Here is a 12,546-nt window from a genome sequence, read left to right on the forward strand (position 1 = left end):
GACTTATGTCCACCCCGCACCAGGGGGCGGCCCCGGGTGGCGGGTCAGAGCCGCTGGATGATCGTGCCGGTGGCCAGGGCGCCGCCCGCGCACATGGTGATCAGGGCGAACTCCTTGTCCCTGCGCTCCAGTTCGTGGAGGGCGGAGGCGATGAGGCGGGCGCCGGTCGCGCCGACGGGGTGGCCGAGGGCGATCGCGCCGCCGTTCACGTTGACCTTCTCCAGGTCCTGTTCGAAGACCTGGGCCCAGCTGAGGACGACCGACGCGAAAGCCTCGTTGATCTCGACGAGGTCGATGTCCTTGAGGGACATGCCGGCCTTGCCGAGGACGGCGCGGGTCGCGTCGACGGGTCCGTCGAGGTGGTAGTGCGGGTCGGCGCCGACGAGGGCCTGGGCGACGATGCGGGCGCGCGGCTTGAGCTTGAGGGCGCGGGCCATGCGCTTGGAGGCCCACATGATGGCGGAGGCGCCGTCGGATATCTGCGAGGAGTTGCCCGCGGTGTGGATGGCGGTGGGCATGACGGGCTTGAGGCGGGACAGGCCCTCCATGGTGGTGTCGCGCAGGCCCTCGTCGCGGTCGACGAGCCGCCACATACCGTGGCCGGCGGCCTGCTCCTCCTCGGTGGTGGGCACCTGCACGGCGAAGGTCTCGCGCTTGAAGCGCTCCTCGGCCCAGGCGGCGGCCGCCCGCTCCTGCGAGATGAGGCCGAGGGAGTCGACGTTCTCGCGGGTCAGTCCGCGGCGCCGGGCGATGCGCTCGGCGGCCTCGAACTGGTTGGGCAGGTCCACGTTCCACTCGTCGGGGAACGGCTTGCCGGGGCCGTGCTTGGAGCCGGAGCCGAGCGGGACGCGGGACATTGCCTCGACGCCGCAGGAGATGCCGACGTCGATGACGCCGGCCGCGATCATGTTGGCGGTCATGTGCGAGGCCTGCTGGGAGGAGCCGCACTGGCAGTCCACGGTGGTGGCCGCGGTCTCGTAGGGCAGGCCCATGGTGAGCCAGGCGGTGCGCGCCGGGTTCATGGACTGTTCGCCCGCGTGCGTGACGGTGCCGCCGACGATCTGCTCGACGCAGTCCGCCTGGATGCCGGTACGGCCGAGGAGCTCGCGGTAGGTCTCGCCCAGCAGATACGCGGGGTGGAGATTGGCCAGCGCGCCACCGCGCTTGCCGATCGGAGTACGTACGGCTTCGACGATGACGGGTTCCGCTGCCATGACCTTCGTCCCTCCACACATTCCCGGACCACCGGACCGACGGGCGACGCGCAAAACTAGAACGCGTACCAGTTCTCCGTGCAGTCTCGACGCGCTTACCCCGGGTACGCAAGGGGCGTGCACGTACATCGCACGGAACCGACACCGACGCAGGCCTTGCCACTTCTAGAACCGGTTACTACCTTTCGAGCCAGAACTGACGGATCGTCAGAACCAACACGGGAGTGACCCATGCCGTGCCCCGCGCTGCCCGACGGGTTCGACTTCACGGACCCCGATCTGCTGCAAGACCGTGTGCCGTACCCCGAGTTCGCCCAGCTGCGGCAGGCCGAACCGGTTCGCTGGATACCGCAGGAGCCCGGGATCTCCGGCTTCGCGGACGCGGGCTACTGGGCGGTGACCCGGCACGCGGACGTCAAATACGTCTCCACGCACCCGGAGCTCTACTCCTCCAACACCAACACCGCGGTGATCCGCTTCAACTCCTCGATCCAGCGCGACCAGATCGAGGTCCAGAAGATGATCATGCTGAACATGGACCCGCCGGAGCACACCCGGGTGCGCCAGATCGTGCAGCGCGGCTTCACCCCGCGCTCGATCCGCTCCCTGGAGGAGAAGCTGCGCAGCCGGGCCCTGGACATCGTCGCCAAGGCCCTGGAGCGGGACACGAGCGACGGCGGCTTCGACTTCGTCACGAACGTCGCGGTGGAGCTGCCGCTCCAGGCCATCGCCGAGCTCATCGGCATCGCCCAGGAGGACCGCGCCAAGGTCTTCGACTGGTCGAACAAGATGGTGGCGTACGACGACCCGGAGTACGCGATCACCGAGGAGATCGGCGCCGAGGCGGCGATGGAGATCGTCTCCTACGCGATGAACCTGGCCGCCGCCCGCAAGGAGTGCCCGGCCAAGGACATCGTGAGCCAGCTGGTCGCGGCCGAGGACCAGGGCAGCCTGTCCTCCGACGAGTTCGGCTTCTTCGTCATCCTGCTGGCCGTCGCCGGCAACGAGACGACGCGGAACGCGATCACGCACGGCATGCACGCCTTCCTCACCCACCCCGACCAGTGGGAGCTCTACAAGCGGGAGCGCCCGAGCACGACCGCGGAGGAGATCGTGCGCTGGGCGACCCCGGTCGTCTCCTTCCAGCGCACCGCCACCCAGGACACCGAGCTGGGCGGCCAGAAGATCAAGGCGGGCGACCGGGTCGGCCTCTTCTACTCCTCCGCCAACCACGACCCCGAGGTCTTCACCGACCCGGACACCTTCGACATCAAGCGCGACCCGAACCCGCACCTCGGGTTCGGCGGCGGCGGACCGCACTTCTGCCTCGGCAAGTCCCTCGCCGTCCTGGAGATCGACCTCATCTTCAACGCCATCGCGGACGCCATGCCCAACCTGCGGCTGACCGGCGACCCGCGCCGGCTGCGCGCAGCCTGGCTCAACGGCGTGAAGGAACTCCAGGTGTCGACCTCGGCACCCTGAGTGAGGAAGGGGCCGTAGGATCGGTGCCCGTGGCCACGGTCGAACTGCCCCTCTTACTCCTCCGCCGCTTCACCCTCACCGCGTCCCAGCGGACGGCCCTGTGCGCGACGGCGCCGGTGCTGCCGCTGTACGCGGTGTGGGCGCTGTTCCTCGCGACGGGCGGCGGCGACCTCGCGGCCCAGGAGGCGTGGGCCGCGTTCGCCGCCGAGCACGGCGGCTCGGCGTACGGCCTGTTCTGGTACGGCGGCACGCACGCCGCCAACTACTCCGTCCTGTCGCCCTGCCTGATGGCGTGGGCCGGGGTGCGCACGGTGACGGTGCTGTCGGGGATCGCGGCGTCCTGGCTGGGCGCCGTGCTGATCGTGCGCTGCGGGGTGCGGCGCCCGGCGGCGCCCGCCCTCCTCCTGTCCCTGGCGCTCTGGTGCGACGTGGCGTCGGGCCGTACGACGTTCGCGCTCGGGGTCGCGTGCGGGCTCGGCGCGTGCGTGGCGGTCACCGGGCGGCCCAGGTGTGCGGCCGGCGCGGTGTGCGCGGCGCTCGCCACGCTGGCGTCCCCGGTCGCCGGACTCTTCCTCGCCGTCGTCGGCGCCGGCCGGTTCCTCGTACGGAGTCGGGGTCCGGCGGCTGCGCTGGCGTTGCCGCCTGCCGCCGTCGTGGGCGCCACGACCCTGCTCTTCCCGTTCCGGGGCGAGCAGTTGATGCCGGCGGACCGGATCTGGCCACCGTTCCTGTTCGCGCTCGCGCTGGTGGTGGCGGGGCCCGCTCGGTGGCGTGCGGCGCGCGGGGCCGCCGCCGTGTACGCGCTCGGCACGGTCCTCACGTATCTGATCCCCTCCCCCGTCGGCACGAACGTGGAGCGGCTCGCCGAACTGGCCGCGCCCGCCGCCCTCCTGGCGGCCCTGCGCGTCCCCGGCCTGCCCCGTCTCCAGGCGCTCGTCCTGGCGGTGGCTCTCGTCTGGTCCTCGTACTGGGTCGGGCAGAAGACGCTCGACGACCTGAGGGTGTCCACGCGAGTCCCGGCCTGGGCGCGGCAAACCGGGGGCGTCGTACGGGAGTTGGAGCGGCTCGGCGCGGACCGTACGCGCGTGGAGGTGGTCCCCGCGCGCAACCACCGCGAGGCGACGCTGCTCGCCCCGCACGTGAACATGGCGCGTGGCTGGAACCGGCAGCTGGACGTGGAGCGCGGGCGCCTCTTCTACGACGGCTCGTTCTCGGCGGCGGCCTACCGGGCGTGGCTGGACCGGTGGGCCGTCGGGTTCGTGGTGCTGCCCGGGGGGAAGCCGGACGGGCCCGCGGAGCGGGAGGCGGCGCTCGTGCGGCGCGGGGCGCCCTATCTGGAGCCGGTGTGGCGGGACGCGCACTGGCGGGTGTACCGGGTGCGGGACGCGGTGCCGCTCGTGTCCGCGCCCGCGTCCGTGGTGGACACGGACGGGGCGCGGGTCACGGTGCGCTTCGCGCGGGCGGGCACGGCGACGCTGCGGGTCGCGTACTCGCCGTGGCTGCGGGCGGAGCACGGGTGTCTGCGGGTGCGGCAGCGCGGCGAGTTCACCGAACTGACGGCACCCGCCGCCGGGACGTACCGGCTCGGATCGGCGCTGCGGAGGCCGTCAGGCGCCGGCTGCGGTGCACGGTGACGGGCTCTCCGTCGGGCCCTCGGTGGGGGTGTCGGTCGGGCTGGGGCTCGGGGAGTCGGTCGGGCTCGCGCTGTCGGAGGGGCAGTCGGTCGGGGTGCCCGGGTCGGTGGGCGTGTCGGTCGGGCCGTCGGTGGGGTCACCGGTGACGGGCGGCGTGGTGGGCGGCTCCGTCGTGGGCGGCGGGGCGCTGTCCGAGGGGCCCGGGCTGGGGCTCGGACCGTCCGTCGGCCGGTCGGACGGCTTCGGTGTGCCGGGCGTGCGGGTCGGCTCGGGGCCGATGACGATGCCGCCGCCTCCCTTGCCGCCGTCCGAACCGCTGTCCCCGCCGTCACCGACGGGCTTGGTCGCGGGTGTCTTCGACCCGGCGCCGGGGCTGACCGGTACGACGCCCTTCCCGTCCGGCACCTTGTGGACGCCGCTGCGGTAGAACTCCATCCAGTACAGGACGAGCCGCACGTAGTCGCGCGAGTAGTTGTAGCTGAGGATGCCGCGCTCCAGGCCGCGCGCGGTGCCGAGGTCCCGGTTCCCCGCGCACAGGTAGTGCCCGGCGCCGAGGGCCGCGTCGAAGATGTTGTTGGGGTCGGCGCGGCCGTCGCCGTTGCCGTCGGCGCCCCAGCGGCGCCAGGTGCCGGGCAGGAACTGCATGGGGCCGACGGCCCGGTCGTAGACGGCGTCGCCGTCCCAGGCGCCGCCCTCGGTGTCCCGGATCAGGGCGAACCCCTTGCCGTTCAGCGGCGGTCCGGTGATCCGGTGCCGGGTCGTGCCGTCGGCGGTGACGTCACCGCCGCGGGCCTGCCCCGACTCGACCTTGCCGATCCCGGCGAGCAGCTGCCAGGGCAGCCGGCAGCCCGGGTCGGTGCGGCCGACGGACGCCTCGGCGCGGCGGTAGGCGGCGAGGACGGTCGCCGGGATGCCGGCCTCCGCCCGCACCTGTTCGCGCGGGAACGTCGTGCCCGGCGCGTCCGGCGTCCTCAGCGGCGGGAGTTCGGTGTGGTACGAGTCGTCGCCCTGTGAGGCGACGGGCGGCAGAGGCTCGTCGAGCACGGCGAACGGGTCGCTCCGGCCCGCCTTGTCGGCGCCGGAGCCCGCGTCGCGGAGCAGCTCCGGGGCCTGGGACGCGGTGAGCAGGGCGGTGGCGGCCACGGCCACGGCCGTGCCGCGCAGGCCCCGGCTCAGCCGGGTGGCGCGGCGCGGGCGGCGTCGGATACGCAGGGTGCTGCGCGGGGTGCGCAAGGGGTGCCCCTCTCGTTCGTCGCGTGCGGGTCGGTGGGTGCCGGTCAGGTGCCGAAGGTGTCGATGCCGGACACGCGCCAGCGCCCGTCCTTGCGGACGAGGTCGACGGCGAGCATGGCGCCCGCGTAGTTCGCGGCGGTGTCGGACTTGGCGGCGGTGCCGGTGCTGCTCTGGTCGGCGAACACGAGGACGCGGGCGCGGGGGCCGTCGATCCGCTCGACGGCGCTGTCGGTGACGGTCGTCGTGACGACCGTCTTCTGCTTCTCGGCCTGCGCGAGCACCGGCGCGAGCAGCTTGCGGTGCTGCTCGACCGCCTTCCCGGTCAGCAGCCGGTCCGCCGCCGCGCGCGCCGCCCCGGGATCCGCCTGGTCGTACGAGAACAGCGCCTCGACCGCCTTCTCCGCCTGCCCCTTGACCTCGCTGGTCCGGGCGGGATCGGACAGCGCGGCGTTGCGCGCCGCGGCCCCTGCGTCGAGGCTCTGCGCCCGGTGGAACGCCCAGCCGGCGAAGGCGCCGAGCAGGAGGGTGAGCAGGCACAGGGCGACGAGGGCCTTCGGGACGCGGGGCGCGGGCCGCGCGGACTCGCTCCGTACGGGCTTCTTCGGTACGGAATTCTTCGGTACGGATTTCTTCGGTACGGATTTCTCTGCCGGGGCCGGGGCCACGGCCGGGGCGGGCACCGCGGCGAGGCGGCGCTGCCGGTTGAGATGGTGGCGGGTGGTGTGGCGCGTCGTGGACATCGGGGTCCGCTCCCAACGGTTCGGGGGTCGGTCAGTCGGTGGTCGCGCTGTCGCCGACCGGGGCCTGGCCGAGGGCGCTGAGCTTCCAGTGGCCGTCGGTGCGGGTGAGTTCGCCGAGCATGCGGCTGTCCTTCTGCGAGGACTTGCCGCCGGAGGCGGTGACGGTGACGCGCAGGGCGACCATGACGCGGGCGCGGCCGGCCCGTTCGTCGAGCTCGGTGAGGGCGCCGTCGAGCACCTTCGCGGTGCTGACCGTGCGGGCCTCGCGGACCTGCTTCTCGAACGCGGAACGCCCACCGGTGAGTTGGCTGTGCAGCTCGCCGGTCGTGGACGACTCCCACAGGTCGAGGCCGTGCGCGAGGTCCTTGTGATCGAGGGTGTTGAGGTTCTGCACGGCCTGCTCTCCGGCCTCCAGGGCGTCGTCGCGCGCGGTGGCGTAGGCGGCGGTGTCGTCGTGCGCCGCGCCGTACCAGGACCAGCCGGCCCAGGCGGCGAAGGCTCCCGCGACGAGGGTCAGGGCGAGCGCGGCGAGCAGCAGTGGGCGTCCGATGCGGTCCATCCGGGTTCCTTTCAACGGGCCGTTCACCGGGCCTTGATGTCGACGATGCGCCAGACGTCGTCGCGCAGTTCGGCGGTGACGGACAGCTGGGCGGCGGACGTCGTGGGCTTCTTCGTGCCGCGCCGGGCGGTCTGGTCGAGGAACACGAGCAGGTGCGCGGTGCGGCCGCGCAGGCTGACGGTGCCGACGCGGACGGCCTGCGTGGACAGGGTGACCTTCTGGTCCCGCACATCGGCCCGGACCCGCGCGAAGAGCTGCGCGTACTGCTCCGCGGCGCGCCCGGACAGGACGGCCCGCGCGGACCGCTCGGTGGCCTCGGTCCCGTCGGGCGTGTACGAGAACACCTTGCCGAGCGCGTTGCTCACGTCCCCGTTGACCCGGGCGGTGGCGGCGGCGTCGGTGAGGGCGTGGTTGCGGGCGGCCGGGGCGTCGCGCAGGGAGTGGGCCTGGAACAACAGCACGCCTCCGGCGAGGGCGAGGAGCACGCCGAGGGTGACGGCCCCGATCGCCGCGCGACTCCACCGGCCGGTACGGGACTCGGCCTCGGCCTCGGCGGTGCCGGTGTCCTCGGGATCGGTGTGCAGGACGGGCCCGACGGCTTCCCTCTGCTCGTCACCCTTCGTGTCGCGCTCGGTGCCGGTCGTCCGGTCGCTCTTGGTGTCGCTCATCCGCCCACCGCCGTCACCGGGATCGCGTTCAGGGCGCGTACCTTCCAGGTGCCGTCGGACGCGCGGGACAGCGTCGCCTCCAGGCGTTTGCGGTCGGTCGTCGGGGTCTCGGCACCCTTGGGGGTGGTCTCCACGCGCAGGGTCGCGATGAGTTTCGCGGTGCCGGCATGATCGTCGAGGGCGGTGAGGGCCGCGTCCGTGACGGTGGCGCGGGAGGAGGGCCCGGAGGCCGGCGCGAGGCGGGAGAGATCGGTGCGCAGGGGGCCGGAGGTGACCGACTTCCAGGTGCCGATGCCGGCCTTGGCGCGGGCCGTCGTCGACGCGTCCAGGGTGGAGAGCGTGGCGACGGCGGCGCGGCCGTCGTCCAGCGCGGCGTCCCGCGCCCGCGCGTAGGCGAGGTCGTCGTCGCCGCGGGCCTGCGCGTACGACCAGGTGCCCGTCCCGCACAGGGCGACGGCCGCGGCGAGCCCGAGGCCCGTGAGGACCCGTCTCATGAGCCGTCCCCCGTTCCGCTCAGGCCGAGCAGTCCGGCCATGTCGCCGGAGGAGCCGTCGGCGCCGCTCTCCCGCAGGGAGGGCAGGTTCAGCGCTCCCGGCCGGGCCGGCTTCGGCACGGGACCGCCGCCCGGTGCGTGCGCCGATCCCCGCACGCCGACCCCGCTGGACGCGGGCGCGGTGCAGCGCGCCCCGGTGTTGAGCGCGGGCGCGGGACTCGTGTCCGTGCCGAGGCGGTAGCGGGTGCCTCCGTAGCCGGCCGTGCACGGGAGGGGCTTGAAGAAGGTGACCGTCATGCCGAAGTTGACCTTCTTTCCGTCGACGGCCGTGGCGCCGGCGGCGACGGCCCGGGGCAGCTGCACGAGCAGTTCCTCGGTGCCGCGCTGCCGGGTGACGGCGACCTCGGACGTGGTGAGCAGATTGGCGAGGACGACGCTCAGGTCCGGGTCCATGTCCCGCAGCAGCCCGCTGACCTGTGTGGCGGCGTCGGGCGCGGCCATGACGAGGCGGCGCAGGTCGGCGTCGGAGCCCTTGAGCGTGGCGGCGAGGTCCTTGGCGCCGGACGCGAAGTCGCGGATGGCCTGTCCCTCCTCGGCCTGGGTGCGGAGCACGACCGCGCCGTCGTTCATGAGGGTCGTGGTGCTGGGCAGGGCCCGGTCGGCGGCCCGGACGAAGTCGGTGCCGTTGTCGAGGAGCACCTGGAGGTCCTCACCGCGCCCTTCGAAGGCCTTGCCGAACTCGTCGACGACGGTGCGCAGATCGTCCAGCGGCACCGAGGTGGTGAGGTCGTCGACGCTCGTGAGCACGTCGGTGACGGGCCGCGGCACTGCGGTCCGGCTCGCGTCGATCCGCGAGCCGTCCTCCAGGTACGGGCCGTCCCCGCGCTGGGGCCGCAGGTCGATGTACTGCTCGCCGACCGCCGACAGGCTGGCGACGACGGCCTGGGTGTCGTCGGGGATGCGGGGCGCGGACTTCTTGATGCGCAGCTCGGCCTCGACCCCGTCGGCGGTGAGCCCGATCGGTCCGACCCGCCCCACGGACACGCCCCGATAGGTGACGTCGGAGTGCGTGAACAGGCCTCCTGTGCGCGGGAGTTGGACCTTCACGGTGTAGTAGTCGGCGGCTCCGACGTACCGCCCCAGGTCGGCGTACCGGATCCCGAGGAAGGCGAGGACGACGACGGCGATGACGAGGAACGCGAGGTTCTTGAGCCGGATGGCGAGCGTGATCACCGCTCCTCACCCCCTGAGGCCGACGCGGAGGCCGCCGCCGACGCGGACGGGTCCGGGGCGGAGGTCGCGGGCAGCGGCAGCGCGGGCCCGCTCGCACCGCCGGAGGCCGCCTTCTGCGTCCCCTTCTGCGGCTGCTGCCGCGTCCCCTTCTGCGCGGTCGCGGTCGGCGTCGGTGAGGGTGAGCCCTTGGTGAGCGGCGGGATGAGCTGGGTGCCCGGCGCCGCCGTCATGCTCAGATAGACGTTGAGGTAGTCGCCCTTGACCCCGCGCAGCACCTCGTCCGTGAACGGGTAGGTGAGCAGCACCTGGAGCGAGTCGGGCAGGTTCTTGCCGGAGTCGGCGAGCGCCTTGAGCGTGGGGGCGATGGCCTTGAGGTCGGCGACCATGTCGGCCTTGCCCCGGTCGACCGTGTCGACGGCGACGCCGCTGAGCCGGTCGAGGGAGCGGAGCATCGTCATGAGCGAACCCCGCTGGTCCTCCAGGGTCTTGAGGCCGGGCGACAGATCGGTGAGCACGGTGGCCACGTCTTCCTTGCGGTGGGCGAGGGTCGCGGAGAGCCGGTTGACGCCGTCGAGCGCGGCGGTGATGTCGCCGCGGTGCGTGTCGAGGTTGGTGACCAGGGTGTTGACGCGGCGCAGCGTGGAGCGGACCTCGCTCTCGCGGCCGCCGAGCGCGGAGTTGAGTTCCTTGGTGATGGTCTTGAGCTGGTTGACGCCGCCGCCGTTGAGGAGCAGGGACAGGGCGCCGAAGACCTCTTCGACCTCGGAGTTGCGTCCGGTGCGGGAGAGCGGGATGCGGTCGCCGGCGGCGAGGGCGCCGGTGGCGCCCTTGGCGGGTGCGACGAGCTGGACGTACTTCTCGCCGAGGAGACTGGACTGCTCGAGCCGGGCTCCGGTGTTGGCGGGCAGGTCGACGTCGCCGTTGATGCGCATGGTGACGCGGGCGTTCCAGTTCCGCCCGCTGCCGAGCCGGATGTCGGTGACGCGTCCGACGGCGACGTCGTTGACCTTGACCGCGGACTGCGGGACGAGGCTGAGCACGTCCTTCATGTCGGCGGTGACGGTGTAGGGGTGGTCCCCGAGGTCGGCGCCGCCGGGCAGCGGCAGCTCCTCGATGCCGCCGAAGGAGGGAGCGGGCAGCGAGACGACTCCGAGGGTCACGCAGAAGGCGACGGCGACGGAGACGGCCCCGCCGACGAGAAGGCCTCGCCGCATGGCTACTCACCCCCCACGGCGGGCAGCGGCAGCAACGGCCCGCCCTGGCTCAGCTCGTTCAGGTTGGCCCGCCCGTCGAGCGTCCGGGTCCGCGGGTTGTAGGCACTGACGACGTTCTGCGCGGCGAGCGGCGCGACGTCCAGCGCCTCCGCCAACGACGCCCGCTGCTCCACCAGCGCCCGTGTGATCGGCACGAGTTTGCGTACGTTCTTGCGCAGCTCGCCCCGGTTGTCCTTGATGAACTTCTTCACCTGCCCGAGCGCGATCCCCAGCTCCTTGAGCGCGCCTCCGAGATCGTCCCGGTTGTCGGCGAAGTAGCTGGTGACGTCGTCGAGGTTCTCCTGCGCCTTGCGCACCCCGCCGTCCTTCTTCTTGAGCATCGTGGTGAACGCCTGGAGTTGGCTGAGCGTCGTGAACAGGTCATCGCTGCGCCCGTCGAGCGTCTTGGCGGCCTTGCCGAACTGCTCGATGCTGTCGCCCATCGCGGCCCCGTTGCCTTTGAGGTTCTTCGCCCCGGTGCCGAGGAGGTCGGACAGGGCGCCCTTCTCATTGGCGCCGCCGGGTCCGAGCGCCTTGCTGAGTTCGGTGACGCTGTCGTAGAGCTGGTCGACCTCGACCGGCATGCGGTTGCGGGACGCGGGCAGCTTCGCCCCGTCCTCCAGCTGCGGGCCGCTCGCGTACGCGGGTGTCAGCTGCACGTACCGGTCGGCGACGACGCTCGGCGCGACGGCGACGGCGCGTGCCCCGGCGGGGATCTTCACCCCGTCGTCGACCGCGAGGACGACGCGCACCTGGGTGCCCTGCGGCCGCACCTCGGCGACCTTGCCGACGCGGACGCCGAGGACACGCAGGTCGGAGCCTGCGTAGATGCCGACGGCCCGGTCGAAGTAGGCGGTGATCCGCATGCCGCCGGAGTCGGCGGCGCGTACGCCGACGACGCCTGCCGCGATGAGCACGGCGAGGGCGACCCCGCCGACCAGAAGCTTCCACTTGACGGACATGCCCGCGGATGTCATCGGCCCCCGCCCTTCACGTCGTACTTCCCGTTCTTGGGCGGCATGCAGGAGGTCTTCGGCAGCGAGGTCTCCGGCAGGTAGTTCCGGGGCACGACGCCGCACAGGTAGCTGTCGAACCAGCGGCCGTTGCCGAGGGTGTTGCCGATGAGCCGGTAGTAGGGCCCGACGAGCGCGAGGGTCCGGTCGAGCTTCTTCTTGTTCTTCTCCAGGACGGTGGTGACGCGGCCGAGCGCCTGGAGGGTCGGCTTCAGCTGCTTCTCGTTGTCGTCGACGAGCCCGTCGAGCTGGACGCCGAGCGCCTTGCTGCCGGTGAGCAGCGCCTTGATGGCCGTGCGCCGCTTCTTGAGTTCGCCGAGCAGGGAGCCGCCGTCGTCGATGAGGGTCTCGAAGCTCGACTTCTTCGTCTTGAGCGTCTTGGTCAACCGCTCGCTGCCCGCGAGGAGTTCGGCGAGCTGCGTGTCGCGCGAGGAGACGGTCTTCGAGAGGGCGGAGAGGCCCTTCACCGCGGCGCGCACGTCGGGCGGCGAGTCCTTGAAGGTCTCGGAGATCGTCTCGAAGCTCTCGGCGAGCTGCTTGGTGTCGATCTCTTCGATGGTCCCGCTGAGGTCCTCGAAGGCTTCCGTCACGTCGTACGGGGAGGTGGTGCGGGCCAGCGGGATCCGGGACCCGGGGTCCTGCTCTCCGCCGCCGAGCGGGTCGAGGGCGACGTACTTCTCGCCGAGCAGGGTCTTGATGGCGATGGCGGCGGTGGTGCGGTCGCCGATCCAGGTGCTGTCGTCGTCGATGCGGAAGGCGACCTTGACCTTGGGTCCGTCGAGGCTGACAGAGGTGACCTCGCCGACCTTGACGCCGGCGATGCGGACCTCGTCGCCGTCGCCGAGTCCGGCGGCCTCGCTGAAGTCGGCGCTGTAGTCGGTGCCGCCGCCGACGAGGGGCAGGCTGCTGACGTTGAGCGCGGCGAGGGCCAGCAGCGCGAGGACGAGGAGTCCGGCGAGGGCGATGCCGACGGGGTTGCGTTCCTGGACGGGCTTGATCTCCAGGAACCGGGGCCGTTTCACGC

12 protein-coding genes are annotated in these 12,546 nt (G+C 72.5%); 2 read left to right on the forward strand and 10 right to left on the reverse strand.

The window, feature by feature from the left end; translation table 11 throughout:
• Positions 1 to 44: 44 nt before the first annotated feature.
• The gene (locus ACFW9D_RS12380) at positions 45 to 1,214 is read right to left on the reverse strand and encodes a steroid 3-ketoacyl-CoA thiolase (RefSeq protein ID WP_188339187.1); all 1,170 of its coding nucleotides are present in this window, start codon (positions 1,212 to 1,214) and stop codon (positions 45 to 47) included.
• Positions 1,215 to 1,445: 231 nt separating this feature from the next.
• Here ACFW9D_RS12380 and ACFW9D_RS12385 point away from each other — a divergent pair, with 231 nt between their 5' ends.
• A complete protein-coding gene (locus ACFW9D_RS12385; protein WP_384620888.1) occupies positions 1,446 to 2,696 on the forward strand; it encodes a cytochrome P450 in 1,251 nt (416 codons plus the stop codon).
• Between the two features lie 29 nt (positions 2,697 to 2,725).
• Entirely contained in the window at positions 2,726 to 4,330 is a 1,605-nt protein-coding gene (locus ACFW9D_RS12390; RefSeq protein ID WP_384620891.1) for a hypothetical protein, read from the forward strand.
• On the opposite strand, the gene ACFW9D_RS12395 is transcribed toward ACFW9D_RS12390, so the two are convergent.
• The 9 genes from ACFW9D_RS12395 to ACFW9D_RS12435 form a co-directional block, all read right to left on the reverse strand.
• Entirely contained in the window at positions 4,304 to 5,542 is a 1,239-nt protein-coding gene (locus ACFW9D_RS12395) for a lytic transglycosylase domain-containing protein (RefSeq protein ID WP_384620994.1), read from the reverse strand. The genes ACFW9D_RS12390 and ACFW9D_RS12395 overlap by 27 nt on opposite strands.
• A gap of 65 nt (positions 5,543 to 5,607) precedes the next feature.
• Positions 5,608 to 6,303 (reverse strand): hypothetical protein, encoded by a 696-nt coding sequence (locus ACFW9D_RS12400; RefSeq protein ID WP_384620894.1) that lies wholly within the window; start codon positions 6,301 to 6,303, stop codon positions 5,608 to 5,610.
• A gap of 31 nt (positions 6,304 to 6,334) precedes the next feature.
• Positions 6,335 to 6,862, reverse strand: coding sequence for a nuclear transport factor 2 family protein (locus ACFW9D_RS12405; RefSeq protein WP_384620897.1), 528 nt, complete (start codon positions 6,860 to 6,862; stop codon positions 6,335 to 6,337).
• 23 nt (positions 6,863 to 6,885) lie between these two features.
• On the reverse strand, positions 6,886 to 7,530 hold the full coding sequence (locus ACFW9D_RS12410) for a hypothetical protein (protein ID WP_384620900.1): 645 nt from the start codon (positions 7,528 to 7,530) through the stop codon (positions 6,886 to 6,888).
• Positions 7,527 to 8,024 (reverse strand): hypothetical protein, encoded by a 498-nt coding sequence (locus tag ACFW9D_RS12415; RefSeq protein WP_384620902.1) that lies wholly within the window; start codon positions 8,022 to 8,024, stop codon positions 7,527 to 7,529. Before ACFW9D_RS12415 ends, ACFW9D_RS12410 begins: the two co-directional genes overlap by 4 nt.
• Complete coding sequence (locus ACFW9D_RS12420; RefSeq protein WP_188339181.1) at positions 8,021 to 9,256, reverse strand: MCE family protein; 1,236 nt, start codon at positions 9,254 to 9,256, stop codon at positions 8,021 to 8,023. The genes ACFW9D_RS12415 and ACFW9D_RS12420 overlap by 4 nt, the downstream gene beginning before the upstream one ends.
• A complete protein-coding gene (locus tag ACFW9D_RS12425) occupies positions 9,253 to 10,470 on the reverse strand; it encodes an MCE family protein (RefSeq protein ID WP_384620905.1) in 1,218 nt (405 codons plus the stop codon). The genes ACFW9D_RS12420 and ACFW9D_RS12425 overlap by 4 nt, the downstream gene beginning before the upstream one ends.
• Positions 10,471 to 10,472: 2 nt before the next feature.
• The gene (locus ACFW9D_RS12430) at positions 10,473 to 11,471 is read right to left on the reverse strand and encodes an MCE family protein (protein WP_384620908.1); all 999 of its coding nucleotides are present in this window, start codon (positions 11,469 to 11,471) and stop codon (positions 10,473 to 10,475) included.
• Positions 11,472 to 11,482: 11 nt separating this feature from the next.
• Positions 11,483 to 12,544 carry an MCE family protein gene (locus ACFW9D_RS12435; RefSeq protein WP_384620910.1) on the reverse strand — a complete coding sequence of 354 codons (1,062 nt, stop codon included), beginning with the start codon at positions 12,542 to 12,544 and terminating at the stop codon, positions 11,483 to 11,485.
• Positions 12,545 to 12,546 lie beyond the last annotated feature (2 nt).

The organism is Streptomyces sp. NPDC059524, from assembly GCF_042749255.1.
GTDB lineage: Bacteria > Actinomycetota > Actinomycetes > Streptomycetales > Streptomycetaceae > Streptomyces > Streptomyces xanthii.